The organism is Streptomyces sp. NPDC006314, assembly GCF_040613075.1.
Classification (GTDB): domain Bacteria; phylum Actinomycetota; class Actinomycetes; order Streptomycetales; family Streptomycetaceae; genus Streptomyces.
This window is the reverse complement of the sequence record NZ_JBEXRL010000020.1, coordinates 1-15655: the sequence shown is the minus strand read 5'-3', so window position 1 is coordinate 15655 and position 15655 is coordinate 1. Positions and strand designations below refer to the sequence as shown.

Genomic DNA, 15655 nt, shown 5'->3' with positions numbered 1-15655 from the left:
CTGCTGCACCGGCGACCTGATGCCGACGGCGACCGGCACCGACGCACAACTGACCGGAGACGCTTAGCACCCTGCTCTTCAGCGGGTCCCGGCCGACCGGACCGGGCCGAGGAATTGAGCGACGAGGACCGGCGCGGCTTCACCGCGCTGTCTGGTCCAACGCAACCCGTACGGCACCGTCCGCCTGAACACGGACAAGCGCATCGAACTGGACCCGGCAGCCGCCGTGCCCCGCCCAACGCCCCCGGCGGATGCCGCCCCCGATCGCACGGACAAGCAATGAAGGGCTCGCAGGACCTCACCGCCCTCGGATGAGCGTGGCCGCGTGGCGGGCCCTCGACCTGATGCGCGCCTATGCAGCGCGGGACCGCGCGGCGATCGTCGGGCATCTCCCGCACCTCGTGTCCAAGCGTGGGTCGGCCGCGTCAGTGGGTGGGTGTCAGTGACGGCATGTCAGGCCAGGGTGGTCTCGCTGCTGGTGGGGTGTTGAGCGTGGGGAGTCACTGACGTAGGGCGGGGTCTGGTGCCGCCGCTGCTGTCATGGGGCCGGTACACCTTGCCGTGTTCCGCTGTCATGGGAACGGCGCTTTTGACCGCAAGATCCACCCCGACCGGTACGGCCACCCAGCACCTCGAGTACACGGCTTACCTCGGCGCGGGCCCGATACTCGTTCGCGCGGTCCGGTCCGATGTCGACAAGCGCCCTCAGTAGCGCGGCCGGCGTGTCCTCCAGGTCGGCCTGACGGCGCAGCAGTCTGACCTGGACAGGTGAGGGGTTCAGCCGGTTGATCCCGGCGGTCAGGAACGCGGGGCGGGCGGGGACCGTCTTGGACTGCGGCGAAGCCCGCCCCGAACCACGAAGGGACCCATCAAGTGGCTCTCTCCTCCCGCATCCGTCGCCGGTCGACAGCGTCTGCGCTCGTCGCCGCTGTGATCCTGCTTGGCCTCGCGAGCTGGTACGTGTTCTCGGGCCGTGGCACAGGGCTGCTGCCGCAGAGCAGCTGGGGGCCGTGGCGGGAGAAGTCGCAAGTGAACCACTGGGGAGTGCAGGTGCGAGTCAACTCCTGGAGCGACGCCGCTGAAGCGTACGTGCACATGGGCAAAGCGGAGGACTTCACCATGAAGGCGTACGGCACGCGAGCCAGTGCCACGACGGTGATGGACGGAACCCGGTTCACCCTGACACCCGACGGTAAGATCACCGGCCAGTGGCCACAGGAGCACGGCACGAGATGACGCACGCACCCGCCCGCTCGTAGCACAGCAACCCATCGATCACTCGTACGGCGCGCTCGCGGCGACGGCGAGGCGGCCGGGAGAGTCAGGCAGGCGGAAGGCCGGCCCTTTCCGCCCAGTACGTCACCTCGCAGGACTAGGTTCGCTGTCAAACGACTCGCTTGGTTGGCAGCGGACACCAGTGCAAGGAGGGGGCCAGGGAGGTGTCCTGTCTCACCGAAGCTTGATCAGGTGCGATTTCTCGGTTTCGTGACAGTGGGTGAGAGACAGTGAGGGTTTCCGCGTGCGTGCTGGTCAGCGGCTGCTTCGGAGGTGTGGGCTCACTCACGGACCCCAGGCGACAGAGCATTCGGTGATGAGGCACCAACACCCGTCCTTCTGGTCCGGCGCCGGGCACTCGCAACGTTCGCGCAGCGATCTCAGGGACGCCATAGGCCCAGCGCCTGCGCGGTAGGAGCTCTGCCAAGTGCGGCCCGTGAGGCGAGCGAGAGCGTAAGCCCGCCGCCCGACCTCCGTACGGAATATGTACGGTTACCGCACGATGCGGCGGTCGGGGCTATCGGCTAACGGGGGCTGTCCCCTACCTACATCTCCATCGCATGTCGATGGCGGAGAGCTCATGCCACCCGTCCGCCTCGGCGCGGTTGCGGGTCATCGGCGCCATCGCACGATCCTGGCCAAGCGGGAGAACTTCCGCGCCGCCTTCGCGGGATTCGAGATCCCCGCTGTCGCCCGGTTCGACCAGCGCAACGTCGAGCGCCTGTTGGGCGACGCGGGCATCGTTCGGCATCGCGGCAAGATCGAGGCGGTGATCAGCAACGCCCGCCGGGCCGAGGAACTGGTCGAGCGGGAGGGGTCGCTGGCGGCGTTCGTGTGGCGCTACGAACCCCACGCAGGCGACCTGGCCGAGCCCCAGACCATGTCGACCTCCCCGGCCTCGGTCGCACTGTCGAAGGACCTGAGGAAGCAGGGCTGGAAGTTCGTCGGGCCGACCACGGTGTTCGCGTTCATGCAAGCCATGGGGTTGATCAAGGACCACGCCCTGGGATGCACGACCAGGCCCGAGGCGCAGCGGATCCGTGACGAGTTCCACCGCCCAGCACGAGTCGCCTCCGGGCCTGGTCGGCCCGGATTTCGGCGGTAGCGGTCAACCCGGCCGCCGGCCCGGCCGCGGGCAGTGTCCAGGCCCTTGCGGGAGCCGGAGACGATCAGCTCCCGAATGATCGCGGCGAAGACGTGGAAGGCGAGCCGGCCGCCGGGCGTGGTGGTGTCCAAGCGCTCGTGCAGCGAGCAGAAGCCGATCTCGCGCCGCCGCAGCTCAGGGAACGGCCCTGGCGGTCGAGCGCGCGAGCGCGGGGACGACCAGGATGTCGCCGGCGGCAAGGAAGGCGTGGCACGCCTTCAGTTCGCAGCGGAGGTCGTCCTTGCCTGACTTCTTGTCGGCGAAAGATCCGTCGGCACCCGGCCACGGTGAGGGCGTCCAGATGTCGGTTCGGTGCGCGGGTTCAGCGACCAGGAGGGTCTAACGGGTCGGGCGCGAAGGGGGTGCTCACGCCCGGGCACTGCCCGCCGATGCCGACGGACAACACGATGGGGAGATAGCCGTGTACAGCACGGGTCTTGGGTCCGGGCGAGGCTCACTCGTCGGCTCCGGCCAGTTCCCCGTCCGGCTCCTGGGCCCTGACCCGTAGCTTCCCTCGGGCTGCTCGGCGAGCGAGCCTGCGCTGTTCCGCCGTCGCCCAGCGGTCCGCCCGGGACCAGTCGAGGGGCGTGCCGTGGCCAACGTGGAGCCGGGTGGGCTTGAGGTCGAGCATGGCGCGGAGGCTGGCGAGGTTGGCGAGCGGGTCGTCGTGGAAGGGCGGGTTGGCGGGGCGGCCCTCGATCAGGCCCATGAAGGAGTTGGCGATGAGGTCGCCCGCCACCAGGTCACCGTTGTCGGTGAGGACGGCGATGGAGCCGGCGGTGTGGCCGGGGGTGGGGATGATGCGGGCGTCGACACCGAAGTCCGCGAGGCCGGTCGCGCCCCGGACGACGAGGTCGGGTTCGAAGGGCTCGGCCTGTTCGTGGAGTTTCGGGTTGCGGGCCATGAGCCGTCCCATCGGGCCGGTGGGCAGGTACGGTTCGCGGACCCGGCCGGTGCGGTAGGGGCCCAGGTCGGCGGCGTGCGCGGCGATCGGCGCGCCGGTGAGGCGGCGCAGCTCGGCGGCGGAGCCGAAGTGGTCGATGTGGCCGTGGGTGACGACGACGAGGCGGACGTCCTGCGGGTCGACGCCGTGGGCGGTGACCTGTTCGGTGATGCGTCGGCCGCTGCCGGGGGTTCCGGCGTCGACGATGACCGGGTGGCGGCCGAGCAGAAGGTAGGCGTTGACGGCTCGCCGGCCCAGGACGGGGATCCGGACGACCTTGGTACGGGACAACGGGGGCGCTCCTTCATGAATTGGGTTGCGCGGACGGGCAACCGCAGCTGCGGTCAGCGGGCGGTTGCGTGGGGCCGAAACCGGCGTCGGTACTCGGCCGGGGTGGCGCCCAGGCGGCGGCGGAAGGCCCGGTGCAGGGTCTCGACCGACCCGAGTCCGCTGGCGGCCGCGACGTCGGGCAGGCTGCGTGCGGACTCCTCCAGGAGGCGGCGGGCCGCCTCCACCCGGACCGCCTCCAGGTAGTCGGCCGGGGTACGGCCGGTGCAGTCGCGGAAGACCCGGGCGAAGTGGCGCACGCTCAGGTTCAGGCGGACGGCCATGGCCTCGACCGAGATCCGCTCGGCGAGATTGTCGTCGATCCAGCGGCAAAGTTCGTCGATGCGGTCATCGGCGCTCGCCTGGAGAGAGAGCGGCACGCTGAACTGGGCCTGCCCGCCGGGCCGTTTGACGTACATGACCATGGCGCGGGCGGCGTCGAGGGCGATCGCCGGTCCGTGGTCCTCGGCCACCATGGCGAGGGCGAGGTCCAGGGCGGCGGTCACGCCCGCGCAGGTCCAGATCCGCCCTGCGCGGATGAAGATCGGCTCCGGGTCGACCGCGATATCCGGGTGCTGGGCGGCCAGTTGGTCGGCGGTGAGCCAGTGGGTGGTGGCGGGCAGGCCGGTGAGGAGTCCGGCCTCGGCAAGCAGGTGGACGCCGGCGCACACGCCGCCGACGCGCCGTGCGGCCGGAGCCGCCGTGGTCAGCCATCCGACGACCTCAGGGTCGACGACGGCCTGATACCGGCCGCCAGCGCTGTCCATGGCGCCGGCCACCAGCAGGGTGTCGACGCCCGGGCTCACCTCCGCCAGCGACCGCTCGGCGACCAGGCTGATCCCGGCGGCGGTCGGCAGCGGGCCGGCCTGCGCGGCGGCGACCTCGATCCGGTAGGCGGGGGCGTCGCTTACCAGGCGGGAGGCGACGGAGAAGACCTCCGCGGGGCCGGTCACCTCCAGCAACTCGACCCCGGGGAACGCGGCGATGACGACGGTGCGCGGTTCGGGCATACCGCGATCCTTCCGCCGACCGGCCGTGTCCGCAATGACTAGGTTCTGTCAGATCCGGTCATTGGTCACGGCCGAGGCGACCGGGTGCCCAGGTCCTTCCGGCGGTCTGGGCAGCGCGGCTCACGGGGCGAAACGCGCGGCGGTTCGGGCCCGTCACCGCCCGCGTGCCACGGCGGTGACCGCCGCCGTGACTGTCTGGCTCGGCATCCGTGTCCCCCTGGGACGCCAAGTACGGCCTCACCCTCGGAGACAAGATCGCGGAACCATGTCTTTACGACGAACCTCCCTGACGCTGGCCCGGGGCGGTAAGCCTTTCGTCATCAGCATGGTCTTCTGTCCCGGCGCCAGGCCGCGTTGGATGACGGTCAGACGGTGACGACGAGAAGGAAAAGGGGAGTGCCGGTGGAACGGGGCCGGAAGAGGCGTGTGGGCGGGCCTCGCGGCCGCCGCCGTGGCGATCGTGGCGGCCGGGTTGGTGTGGTTCAAGCCGTGGGCCTGTGGGGACGAGACGGTCCATGAGGCGCTGCCCTCCGCTAGCGTCCCGGCCACGGCACCGCCTGCGGGGACTGCGACGACGGACCCGAGCCCGGCAGCCTCGGCTGCCGCCCCGCCCGCCGGCCCGGCCACGGTCGCGCAGGGCACCTTCTCAGCCACGAGCACACGACCACCGGCACCGTGAAGGTCATCCGCCTCGCGGACGGCACCCACATCCTGCGCCTGGAAGGGCTCGACGCGAGCAACGGCCCCGACCTGCGCGTCTGGCTGAGCGACGCACGGGTCAAGGAAGGAAAGGCCGGCTGGGGGGTCTTCGACGACGGCAAGTACGTCAACCTCGCCAAGCTCAAGGGCAACAAGGGCGACCAGAACTACTCGCTGCCCGCGGACGTCGACTGGTCGAAGTACCCCAGCGTCAGCATCTGGTGCGACCGGTTCGACGTGTCCTTCGGTGCCGCCGCCCTCGCCCGCGCCTGACCGGCCAGAACCCCTCATGGTGCCCCGCAGCGCAATGCGCGCCCGGGGCACCGCCGCACTCAGGGCGCGGTGAGCGTGCCGAGGGCGCACTGTCGCGAGCAACTGCTCCTGATCGGTGCCGGCGCGGGAACGCAGATTCACACCGAGCGCGAGAAGGGCCAGGACCTCAGCGGCCGACTCCGGATCCGCCCCCGACCCGAGCTGCCCCTGAGCCTTCGCCGTGGACAGGGCATCGTGCAGGGCGTCACGCAGGCGGTGGTGCTGGCGGTCCAGAACGGCGCGTACCTCCGCCTCGCGGTTCTCGGCACCTGCATGGGCGTTGCAGACCATGCAGCCCCAGCCCGCGTACTCGCCGGTGCAGCACATCGCGATCAGGCTCTCGAAGAACTCCTCCACGGCGGCCAATCCACGCTCGTCCGACATCAGACGTCCGAGAACGGGACGCGACCTGTCCTCGACGTATCGCTCCAGGGCAGCCACGTACAGCTCCTGCTTGCCGCCGTAGGTCGCGTACAGGCTCGAGCGGTTGAGCCCGGTGGCGTTGACGATGTCCTGGATCCCGGTGGCGGCCACCCCCTGCCGCCAGAACAGGCGCACCACCGTGTCCAGGGTCGCGTCCGGGTCGAAGTGCTTGACGTCCGGCATGCCGCCTCATCCCGTCATCTTGAACCGCCGCGCGCAGTTGCCTGCGGACGTCGCACCCCAAGCCGGGCGGCGGCCTGCTCGGGTTCGAGCGGGGTGTCGGCGGCGACCAGGTCCGCCAGGTCCTCGCGACGGCAGACCTCCGCGGCCTGGTTGGGGTGGTGCAGCGTCCCGTCCGGGTTCGCACTGAGGTCGGCCAGGAGGCCGCGGTCGACGAAGCGCCGCACGACGAACGCCGTCACGTTCGCTCGCTCGCCGTACGCGGTCGGGTTCGGGGTGCCGAGCGCGTACGGCGATCCGGTCCGCCGGCGCGCCGCCGGAGATCGGCGGGGAGGGCATCGCGGCCCGGATGGCGTCGGCGTCCATCGCCTCCACCGCGGCCCGGGACCACCGGGACGACGACACGTCGGGGGCGGGGATGAGGCCGGTGTGGCGGGCCCACCGGAAGGCGGCTGCGGGCACCTTCAGGCGCTTGGCGGCCTGGCCGGCGTTTCGTACTCGGTTCGTCGCATGAGATCAACTCTCGCTCGTTGGCCGGAAGCGGGGGGACAGACAATGACAGATCATGCAAATATAAGTCAATACCCCCCGGAGATAGAGAAGTTGGACGCGCACCGCTAGAACTGCGCCCGCACGCGCGAAGGAAAATCACCCACCCGCGTGCCGCCCCCGGTCGGGCCGCACCACCATGGTGGGGGCCACCACAGGCGCGACCATGCCCAGCGCGACCCCGACCACGGCGGCCGGCCGGGGCGTATCTGAAGTGACACTGAATTCGAACAAGCGATCTAATGTCGGTATGGACGTGACCGACTTCCCTGACGACCTGCTGCAGACGCAAGCCGCCTGGCACGCCACCTACGACGCGCTCGCCGCACCCCGCCCCCGCGACACCACCGCCCTGCGCCGCCGCCTGCTGCTCCTGTCCGTACGGCTGTGGTGGCACCCCTACTGGGAGACCGTCCCCTCGGTGCCGGCGGCGCGCTCCGAGCTCCGGCAGACCACCCGAGCCCGGCGAGCCGTCCGGGCCGCGTGACCGGGACGCCCCGGACGACCAGGAGCACGAGGTTGCGACGGGGGTTGCGCATATCGGTTGCGCCGGATGTTGCGCCTACTGTTGCGCACCCCGCAGGAGCGCCCTCGCGTCCGTGCAGCTCACCACGTGGTTTCGCCGTGGTCGGCCCGCTGGCATCCCCGTTGTGGCCGCTCTGCCCATGTCCCTTGGCTGGAGTCAAGGAGTAAGGGACGGGAGGGAGGGGCGGCGCGGCCGCGGCCGGGGACCTGGGCGCGCTCAGCCGATTGGGCCTCGGCCGGGCCGCCGCGCCGCGGCGCCGTCAGCGCGGCGGCGCCAGGCGGGGAACATCGGCGGGGGAGAGGTCCGGCTGCGGGCGATGCCAGCGTGCGGGGAGGACGGTCCCAGCGTCCCGGCCGCGTGGGGGCGCGGTGCGGGGGTGAGCCGTGCGGCGCATGGTCAGTCTTCGGCGCTCAGGCCGCTGGCGCGGGCGATGCCGTCCAGCTCGTTGTAGAGGGCCTGCTGCTCGGTGACGAAGCGACGGTGCTTTTCGCGCAGCTCCTGCGGTTTCGCCGGGTCGTCGGCGGCGGAGGCTTCCACGATGGCGAAGCCGAGGCTGCCGTCGGGGCCGGGCATCTCCACGAGTCGGTGGTCCATGCGGCCGGTCAGGACCGTCGCGTACTCCCGCTGCACCTCATCGGTGAACTGTGATGCGTCACCGACAGGGCCGGCCTGATGGCCCTCGGCTATCAGCTGCGCTGCCTCGTGCACGGCCTTGGCCAGGACGTCGTACTGCTCGGGGTCCATGCGGGCCTTGAGCGTCTCCATGTAGAGGGAGACGTTGTCGATCCTGCGGTCGTCCGAGCCGGAGTCGTTCGCGTCGTTCATCTCGACAGCCTGGCCCGGGAGGCGGCAGGCGTCCAGGCCCGTACGCGGGGCGGCGCAGAAGGGTACAAGTACAAGTATCGGTATGGCGTCCAATCGGATCCGGTAGCTGGCCGTGATGGACCGGGCCCGTTGAAGCGCTGTACAGGCTCAGGCGGGCGCCGGTGCCGGACGCAGCGACGCGAGAGAGCGCCGGAGTCACCTCACGCTGCCCGATTCGGCCTCGTCGGCCAGGTCGGTCAGGATGTCGCTGATGCCCTCGATCAGCCGTGAGAAGTCCTTGTCGCCCAGTCCTGCCCGCACGCACTCCACGACACGGGCGGCCCTTCCACCCGCGGGGGAAGGCCCAGGTCGACTTCCAACTGCTTGTTGGGAGCGAGCTCCTGGAAGATGAAGTGCAGGAAGCCAGCGGTCATCAGGGCGCCTGGTGCGGTGTACTGCCGGTGGGCCTCCGCCGCCGCCCGGACCAGCCCTTTGGTGTTGGTTGGGTCATACGTCTTCATCGCGGTGTCGAGCAGAGCCCACGCGCCTGCCTGGTGAGCATCCATTTGCGGGCGCCGCCCGGGGGCGGGCGGATTGCCGTACCGGCGCGCCACTTCCCTATACAACTCTGCGCGATCGATGACGTCATTGCAGCAGCGCACCTTCGGCCGGCGAAGTGTCGGGGCGGGCGCGATGCCAGCGCGCGGGATGGCGCCACCGGCCGGAGGCATCACGGGCGACATCGACGCCGACTTCCACCACCAGCTCGGGCTCCACCAACGTGACATCCAGCTGCTCCCGGCTGCCCCACTCGGCGCTGAACGACCAGCCCGTCCACGGATGCCCGCGCTGTCCCGCAGCGAGCAGGCCGGCGACCGCAGCGCCTGCCGCTCGGGCGAGGGTTGTGGTGCGGCCGACGTAGGGAAAGCGGTCTTCGGTGTCGTACCTGCCGAGCAGCAGCGTCCGCGGATGGGTCAGGGAGCCGGTGACCGCGCCGACGATCGCCTCACTCGTCTCGCGGGCCTTGTACTTCTGCCAGCCTCTCACCGACGGTTTGTAGGCATCGGTGAGCCGCTTGAAGACCACCCCCTCCATCCCGACCCGGTCGTCACGGTCCCGGACAAGCTGAGCAGATCGAATGCCATGAAGTGAGCCGGCCACTCCTGCGCCGCCCGGTCCGCCCCGGCACCGCGCCGGGCAAGCCGGTTTTGCAGTCACTCGAACGCGAGCCGGCCCGCGGCGTCCCATACGACCAACTCGCCGTCGAGAGCGGTTGCGTCCGGAAGTTGCGCGGCCCCGGCTCCGATCTCCGGGAACGCCTGCAGCATCTCGGTGCCGCGCCTGGAGCGCAGCACCACCCCGCCCCCGTCGACGGAGACCAGGGCCCGGAACCCGTCCCACTTCGGCTCGGCCGCCCAGCCCGGCTGCAGATCGGGCGTGAGTCCGGGCGTGCTCAGCATCGGCTCCGGTAGCGTCCACGTCACACCGGATCCCTTCCACCGTGCGATGACGAACCACGCGTCGTGCCGCTGGAGGCCGTGGTGCCGCGTATGGCCCGGCGCGTCGCGTGGTCTGCCGCGCGTGGTCGGCTACTGTCCGACTTAACAGGCCAGGGACGGTCTGGAGGCGAGCGATCCGCCCGGGCGGAGTCGCAGATGTCTCAAGGGTGGGATGCCCGGTCCCGCAATATGCGTTTCTCGGTGTCCGTGCGTGCCTTCCTCCACGGCTGCCGCCCGGGGGCAGCTGGAGCAGGAATCTCATGCCGCACACGACCGACAAGCGGATCAGCAAGGAACTCGCGCGCCTTCTGTACCTGGGACGACTCCAGGAGAAGGGCGTCCGTCCCACCTTGGACCCTACCGATCGCGGGCAACTGGCCTTCCAGGCCCTCCTCTTCGAGTGCCTGATGAGCAACCATGAGCACCCGCACCCCCTGGAACAGCCGCGGAAGAGCGCGATGGCCAGCATCAGCGGCTACCTGAACGCCATCTGCCACCAGCCCGATCATCTGGAGATCCACACCAACACCGCCTGCCGCGTCGCCAGCCGCATCCTGCCCTTCCTCCACGAAGACCACGGCGTGTGCGGCATCCCCGGCCTCCGACTGATCGACATCACCTGCCGGCGGGTGCGCCTGATGCACCTCCCCACAGGGGGGCGCGTCGACCTCGTGGACGCGCAGCGCTGGCACGGCATGGATATCGCCCGCATGGTCTTCCGGCAGGAAACCGGCTGGCATCAGAAAGACGGGCGCTCACCGCTGTGGCGGCACAACGGTCTCACCGACGACGAAGCCGCGCACCATGCGTGCTGGGCGTACACCGCCAGCACACCGCTGCGCAGCGCACTCCTGATGCGCTCCATGCCACTGTGGTACCGCTTCGACCTCAGTCCTGCCTGGGTCACCGGCCACCCCACACGCCCCGACAGGCTCATCTGGGACGCCCGCTCCGACACTGACCACGATCAGGTGGTCGAGCTGCTGACGCGCTCCGCGGCCCGCATCCAAGGAGCCGCCTATCGCGAGAAAACGCCCTGCTCCGGGACTCTTCAGCTCGGCTCCGGCCGTGCGCAGCTGATCAGCAACTGCTAGGGCCCCCGTCATCGGCTTTGTGTCCGGAGTGCTGTCCTGTCGCAGGTCCAGGTAGCAGCGCAGCCGGACACCGGGCTGGCCGGGATCATGCGTGGTGCGGTCGGCGGTAGCGGTGACCCACCGAGAGGCAAGCGCCTGCTGGAAGGCGAAGGCGATTCACCCTCCCAGGCACCTCAGCGGCCGGCCTGCTCACGCAGGAAGCGGCGCTCCTTGATCCGCCGCCGTATCTGCCACCAGCGGGCGGTGCAGGCGAGGTCTTCCCGGCAGACGTCCAGGAACGCATTCCGGGCGGCCACCACAGCATCGGCCTGCTGTTGGAAACGGTCGGCGCTCTTCTCGTTCAAGTCCAGGTCGCCGGTCGCGGCCACGAGGGTCTCCGCGGTGGCGATGACGTGCACGCTGCCGCACAGCCGCACGCCCTGCAGCGCGCCGATGAGCTCGCTGCCGAGTTCCCACGCCTGGGGCAACTGGCCCAGCAACACCTTGTTCGCCGCCCGCCCGACCTCACGCCGGAGATGGGCGGCGGGAACTCTTCACCCGGCACGACGGTGAGGTCTGACACGCTGGCGCTCGTCTGCAGTCGAGCTACAGCGCCCTGGCGCACTTCCGTGCCCAAGCCGTCGCACCCGGCCGCCGTAGCAACTCGGTCCGCGCCACGCCCGGCAGCGGCGCCCGAACACGGCGGGGGTCAGGCGGTGCGAGGGCCGGTGCCGCCTCGTAGGCTGCGAGCCATGACCGAAATTCACACCCCGACGCCCCGCGACGCCTTCGAGCTGCTCATGGCCGGCAACGAGCGCTTCGTCTCAGGCGCCACCGAGCACCCGAATCAGGACGCCACCCGCCGCGCCGAGATCGCTCCGTCCCAGCAGCCCTTCGCCGTGCTGTTCGGGTGCTCCGACTCCCGGCTGGCCGCCGAGATCATCTTCGACCGCGGCCTGGGCGACCTGTTCGTGGTGCGCACCGCCGGGCATGTCGCCGGTACGGAAGTGCTCGGATCCATCGAGTTCGGCGTGAGCGTTCTCAACGCGCCCCTGGTCGTCGTCCTCGGCCACGACTCGTGCGGCGCCGTCGCCGCGGCCTGCTCCGCCCTGGAGAACGGGCAGACGCCGGGCGGCTTCGTCCGTGACGTGGTCGAACGGGTGACCCCGAGCGTGCTGGCAGCCCGCGCCGCCGGACGGGAGACGGCCGAGGAGATCCTGGCCGAGCACATCGAGCACACCGTGGACCTGCTGCTCGAACGCTCCCGCGTCCTGGCCGAGCGGGTGGCCGCCGGCCGTCTCGGCGTGGTGGGGCTGTCCTACCGACTGGCTGACGGCAGCGCCCAGCTCGTCGCCGCTCGCGGCCTTGATACGGCGGTCCCCACCTCGTCCTGACCGCCCCGGCCGCAGCCGTCCCGGCGTGCTTGCCCCGGCCGGAAGGGCCCCATATAAGTGGATGAAGGCCCGACCGGTCTTCCCAGCCGATCCTCCACGGAGGGGGCCCCGATGGCTCATGGAGCCGACCACACGCCCAGCACTGTCCCCCGCGCCGACCCAGCGCGGGCCGCGGACTGCGAGCTGTGCCGGGGATGGGGCACGATCATCACCGACGACGGGCGGCACGAGCTGTGCCCGGCCTGCCAGGCCGAAGAGCACCCAGCTGAATCCGTCCGGCACCCGCGTCCGTGAGCAGTGAGGCGCGGGTGCTGGTCACGCTGTCGGTCGGGGCCCGGCGGCGCGGCGGAGCCGGTTGACGATCGCCAGTCCAAGCCCCTCCTCCACCGGCAGGGACGCGATGATGAGGTCGCAGCCTCGCTGGTCGAGATCGCGCAGGAACCCGTACAGGCGGCGCGCGTAGGTAGCCGTCGAAGCGGGGACTGCCACCACGGCGTGCGCCTTCACCGGGGGATCGGCGAAGGAAGGGGGGAGGAAGACGCCGACCTGGTGCCCCAGCTCCTGTGCGAGCTCTGCTTCGTCGACGACCTTCTCGGGCTCAACGAGGACGACCCGCGCCCGGGGGGCGTAGTGCGACGGATGCTGTCCCGGCACCCGCACGTGGCTCGTCGAAGGGACCGCGATCGGGCACCCCAGCACCGCTTCGATGTCCTCGCGGGTCACCCCGCCGGGCCGGAGGATGCTCGGGATGTCGCCCGTGGCGTCGACGATGGCCGACTCAACGCCGACCTCGCACGGGCCGCCGTCCAGGACGAAGTCGACGGCCCCACCAAGCTCGGCACGTACGTGGTCCGCGGTGGTTGGGCTGACCGAGCCGAACCGGTTGGCGGACGGGGCGGTGACACCGCGACCGAAGGCCGACAGCAGCGCGAGGGCCACGGGGCGGTCGGGCACGCGCACGGCCACCGTCTCCAGGCCACCGGTCGCTTCGAGAGGCACCCGGCGACCGCGCTCGAGGACCAGCGTCAGCGGCCCGGGCCAAAAGTCTTGGGCCAGCAGTCGCGCGGTCGCGGGCACGTCCTGGACCCAGTCATCCAGGTGCTCCGCGCCGCCGATGTGGACGATCAGCGGGTGGGAGGGCGGGCGCCCCTTTAGCTGGAAGATGCGGGAGACGGCGGCGGGGTTTTCGGCGTTGGCGCCCAGACCGTAGACGGTTTCGGTGGGCAGGGCCACCAGGCCTCCGGCGCGCAGCACCTGATCCGCCCTGGGACCCGTCCGCAAGGGTTCCGTCAAGTACGCAGCCACGGTCAAGAAGAAGAAGGCGTTGAGCACCCCGGCCTCCTACCGCTTCACCTTCACCAAGCCCGGCTACTCAGCCGGGGAGATCAGCTACAAGTCCGCCAAGTTCCGCTGCGACGACACCTTCTGGTCGCGGGGCAACCGCAGGCGCGTGAAGAATCCGGGCTGCGTCTTCCCCGGCTTCGCCCCCACCTTCAGCCTCTCCCACACCGACCCCGAGGTGAAGGAGTCCGCCGCGCACATCGCTGACGCCCAGCGGGCCATTACGGGGCACCCCGGCGCCTCCACGCCGCTGCACCGCATCACCAACGAGCGGACCATCAACAAGCACCGCAACGCTATGTGCGGCCGGATTCACGCACCCCGGGGCAAGGACTGCGACGAGTACCCGTTCGCAGCCACCAAGGAAGGCGGAAACCCCCGTCGCGGGAGCACACGCATCATCTCCGACGTCTTAGCCCGCACGTGAGCGGAGTCGAGGACCATCCCCTGGAGTTCGGCGCCACCGCCTTCGTTACTGAACGCGGCGACGAAGGCGTGGCCCGCATCAAGGACATGACCGACGGCATCGACGCCGACCGGGTTCTGGAATGCGTCGGCACCCAGCAGGGCACCCATCAGGCCCTGAACTGCACCCGCCCCGGCGGCGGCGTCGGCATCACCGGCGTCCCCCACGGTGCCCAGATCGAGGGCGCGGCACTGTTCTACTCCCACGTCGCCGTGCAAGGAGGCCCCGCGCCACTGCGCCGCTTCCTGCCCGACCTCATCGACCGCGTCATGACCGGCACATCAACCCCGGCCGCGTCTTCGACCTCACCCTCCCTCTCGACCAAGCAGCGCAGGGCTACAAGGCCATGGACGAACGGCGTGCCATCAAGACACTGCTGCGCCCCTGACAACGACACCTCGCCGTGTCCAGGCAGACGGCCCGTTGGCGAATCACCGACTACGCCGTGGCGGCGGCCACGGACTCCAGCACGGCACGCTGGACCGTGCCGATGGCGTCGAGGCCGCGGGTGAGGTGCGGCGGCCCCGGGGCTCAGGCTGCTGCCAGGACGTCGACCACGTAGATCAGGGTCGACCGGGCCGGAACGCCCCTGCGGTCACTCGATCCGTAGCCCAGGCCGGGCGGGACGACCAGCAGGACCCTGCTGCCCACTCGTGTGCCGACGAGCGCGCGGTCCCAGCCTTCGATGACATTGCCACGGCCGAGGACCACCGTCGTCGGGCTGTGGGCCGCCCAGGACGAGTCGAAGAGCGTCGCCTGGTCCTTGCCCCGGTTCGTTTCCCAGACGGCGCCGGAGTACTGGATCACGATTGACTGCCCGGCCTTCACGGTCGCCCCGGAGCCGCGGACGAGCGTCTCGTCGACCAGATGCTTTGGTGCCGCGGTGTCGGGCACGGTGATGGGCGCGGGCCCGGGCCTGGCCCCGACGCGGGGAAGGCCGTCCGGGACCTGCGTTTGGTGTCCCTCGGCGGACGATCGGGCGGGGACGATCTTCACGATGTCGACGGCGAACACCACTGTGTCGGTGGCCGAGACGCCGAGCCGGGCGTTGCCGGTCGCCCCGTAGGCGGCCTCCGGCGGTGCCACCACCACGACGCGAGATCCCGCCCGCTGCCCGAGAACGGACCGTTCGAGTGCGGGTATCACCGCGTTGCGGCCGACGGGGAAGACCTTGGGTCCTGCGGCCTTGGCGTATGTACTGGGTAGCGAAGTCCCGTTCTTCCAGGTCTTCGCTGTGTAATTGACGATCACGACATCGCCGTTCTCCGTCTTTCGCCCCTTTCCTTCATGCGCGGGGGTGACGACGAATCTGCCGGTCGGCTTCTTCTTCGGGATGGTGATCTCGGCTTTGTGGCCGAACTGCCCCGAAACGCGGGGCAGCACTGTGTCCGAACCGACGGGGTCCGGGGCCGGGGGCCTGTGCTGTACGGGAACCGCCGGAACTGGCAGGGGCTGGTGAGTGGGCGGTGCGGCCGGGGCGGATTCGTGTCCGCTGCATCCGGCCAGCAGCAGGACGGTGAGAGCGAGAAATGAGGAGTATGAGGAGATGCGACGCATGAGTTTCTTGTTCGAAGTGGTGGGCGGCCGCTGTGTGGAGGCGGCTGGTTCTGTTGAAAATTCCCCGATTGGGGGGTGGCATCCTCTGCCGTACGACACCTACCGTGAGGCCATCGCGCGCGAGACGCTGCGC

Annotated in this window: 16 protein-coding genes and 4 pseudogenes; 9 read left to right on the top strand and 11 right to left on the bottom strand. The window is 70.4% G+C overall.

The window, feature by feature from the left end:
- Positions 1 to 873 precede the first annotated feature (873 nt).
- The 3 genes from ABZ079_RS29205 to ABZ079_RS29195 all read left to right on the top strand — a co-directional run bounded on the left by ABZ079_RS29205 (position 874) and on the right by ABZ079_RS29195 (position 2668).
- Positions 874 to 1236, top strand: a complete 363-nt coding sequence (locus tag ABZ079_RS29205) for a hypothetical protein (RefSeq protein WP_356942428.1) — start codon at positions 874 to 876, stop codon at positions 1234 to 1236.
- Positions 1237 to 1855: 619 nt separating this feature from the next.
- On the top strand, positions 1856 to 2380 hold the full coding sequence (locus tag ABZ079_RS29200; protein WP_356942427.1) for a DNA-3-methyladenine glycosylase I: 525 nt from the start codon (positions 1856 to 1858) through the stop codon (positions 2378 to 2380).
- A 75-nt stretch (positions 2381 to 2455) separates the two neighbouring features.
- On the top strand, positions 2456 to 2668 hold the full coding sequence (locus tag ABZ079_RS29195; protein WP_356942426.1) for a hypothetical protein: 213 nt from the start codon (positions 2456 to 2458) through the stop codon (positions 2666 to 2668).
- 205 nt (positions 2669 to 2873) lie between these two features.
- Here ABZ079_RS29195 and ABZ079_RS29190 read toward each other — a convergent pair whose 3' ends face one another.
- Together ABZ079_RS29190 and ABZ079_RS29185 are read right to left on the bottom strand one after the other, a co-directional pair.
- Positions 2874 to 3653 (bottom strand): MBL fold metallo-hydrolase, encoded by a 780-nt coding sequence (locus ABZ079_RS29190; RefSeq protein WP_356942425.1) that lies wholly within the window; start codon positions 3651 to 3653, stop codon positions 2874 to 2876.
- Between the two features lie 53 nt (positions 3654 to 3706).
- Positions 3707 to 4699 carry a helix-turn-helix domain-containing protein gene (locus tag ABZ079_RS29185; protein WP_356942424.1) on the bottom strand — a complete coding sequence of 331 codons (993 nt, stop codon included), beginning with the start codon at positions 4697 to 4699 and terminating at the stop codon, positions 3707 to 3709.
- Between the two features lie 424 nt (positions 4700 to 5123).
- On the opposite strand from ABZ079_RS29185, the pseudogene ABZ079_RS29180 reads away from it, so the two are divergent.
- A pseudogene (locus tag ABZ079_RS29180) lies at positions 5124 to 5671 on the top strand (DM13 domain-containing protein).
- A gap of 486 nt (positions 5672 to 6157) precedes the next feature.
- Here the strand turns inward: ABZ079_RS29180 and ABZ079_RS29175 are convergent.
- Positions 6158 to 6316: pseudogene (locus ABZ079_RS29175) on the bottom strand (helix-turn-helix domain-containing protein); the annotation flags it as partial.
- 14 nt (positions 6317 to 6330) lie between these two features.
- Positions 6331 to 6555, bottom strand: a complete 225-nt coding sequence (locus ABZ079_RS29170) for a hypothetical protein (RefSeq protein ID WP_356942423.1) — start codon at positions 6553 to 6555, stop codon at positions 6331 to 6333.
- A 557-nt stretch (positions 6556 to 7112) separates the two neighbouring features.
- On the opposite strand from ABZ079_RS29170, the gene ABZ079_RS29165 reads away from it, so the two are divergent.
- Positions 7113 to 7349, top strand: coding sequence for a hypothetical protein (locus tag ABZ079_RS29165; RefSeq protein WP_356942422.1), 237 nt, complete (start codon positions 7113 to 7115; stop codon positions 7347 to 7349).
- A gap of 435 nt (positions 7350 to 7784) precedes the next feature.
- On the opposite strand, the gene ABZ079_RS29160 is transcribed toward ABZ079_RS29165, so the two are convergent.
- The 3 genes from ABZ079_RS29160 to ABZ079_RS29150 all read right to left on the bottom strand — a co-directional run bounded on the left by ABZ079_RS29160 (position 7785) and on the right by ABZ079_RS29150 (position 9676).
- Positions 7785 to 8213: a hypothetical protein gene (locus ABZ079_RS29160; RefSeq protein WP_356942421.1), complete on the bottom strand. Its 429-nt coding sequence runs from the start codon at positions 8211 to 8213 to the stop codon at positions 7785 to 7787.
- Between the two features lie 624 nt (positions 8214 to 8837).
- Positions 8838 to 9278 carry a hypothetical protein gene (locus ABZ079_RS29155; protein WP_356942420.1) on the bottom strand — a complete coding sequence of 147 codons (441 nt, stop codon included), beginning with the start codon at positions 9276 to 9278 and terminating at the stop codon, positions 8838 to 8840.
- A 128-nt stretch (positions 9279 to 9406) separates the two neighbouring features.
- On the bottom strand, positions 9407 to 9676 hold the full coding sequence (locus ABZ079_RS29150; RefSeq protein ID WP_356942419.1) for a hypothetical protein: 270 nt from the start codon (positions 9674 to 9676) through the stop codon (positions 9407 to 9409).
- A 275-nt stretch (positions 9677 to 9951) separates the two neighbouring features.
- On the opposite strand from ABZ079_RS29150, the gene ABZ079_RS29145 reads away from it, so the two are divergent.
- Entirely contained in the window at positions 9952 to 10785 is an 834-nt protein-coding gene (locus ABZ079_RS29145) for a hypothetical protein (protein WP_356942418.1), read from the top strand.
- A gap of 45 nt (positions 10786 to 10830) precedes the next feature.
- On the opposite strand, the pseudogene ABZ079_RS29140 reads toward ABZ079_RS29145, so the two are convergent.
- Positions 10831 to 10941, bottom strand: a pseudogene (locus ABZ079_RS29140) (DUF6207 family protein); the annotation flags it as partial.
- A gap of 17 nt (positions 10942 to 10958) precedes the next feature.
- Complete coding sequence (locus ABZ079_RS29135; RefSeq protein WP_356942417.1) at positions 10959 to 11252, bottom strand: hypothetical protein; 294 nt, start codon at positions 11250 to 11252, stop codon at positions 10959 to 10961.
- 264 nt (positions 11253 to 11516) lie between these two features.
- Here ABZ079_RS29135 and ABZ079_RS29130 point away from each other — a divergent pair, with 264 nt between their 5' ends.
- Positions 11517 to 12158, top strand: a complete 642-nt coding sequence (locus tag ABZ079_RS29130) for a carbonic anhydrase (RefSeq protein ID WP_356942416.1) — start codon at positions 11517 to 11519, stop codon at positions 12156 to 12158.
- 315 nt (positions 12159 to 12473) lie between these two features.
- Here ABZ079_RS29130 and ABZ079_RS29125 read toward each other — a convergent pair whose 3' ends face one another.
- Positions 12474 to 13412: an L-threonylcarbamoyladenylate synthase gene (locus ABZ079_RS29125; protein WP_356942529.1), complete on the bottom strand. Its 939-nt coding sequence runs from the start codon at positions 13410 to 13412 to the stop codon at positions 12474 to 12476.
- A gap of 70 nt (positions 13413 to 13482) precedes the next feature.
- On the opposite strand from ABZ079_RS29125, the gene ABZ079_RS29120 reads away from it, so the two are divergent.
- Together ABZ079_RS29120 and ABZ079_RS29115 are read left to right on the top strand one after the other, a co-directional pair.
- Positions 13483 to 13926: a hypothetical protein gene (locus tag ABZ079_RS29120; RefSeq protein WP_356942415.1), complete on the top strand. Its 444-nt coding sequence runs from the start codon at positions 13483 to 13485 to the stop codon at positions 13924 to 13926.
- Positions 13927 to 13946: 20 nt separating this feature from the next.
- Positions 13947 to 14353, top strand: a pseudogene (locus ABZ079_RS29115) (zinc-binding dehydrogenase); the annotation flags it as partial.
- Positions 14354 to 14496: 143 nt separating this feature from the next.
- On the opposite strand, the gene ABZ079_RS29110 reads toward ABZ079_RS29115, so the two are convergent.
- A complete protein-coding gene (locus ABZ079_RS29110; protein WP_356942414.1) occupies positions 14497 to 15348 on the bottom strand; it encodes an FKBP-type peptidyl-prolyl cis-trans isomerase in 852 nt (283 codons plus the stop codon).
- Positions 15349 to 15655: the final 307 nt, after the last annotated feature.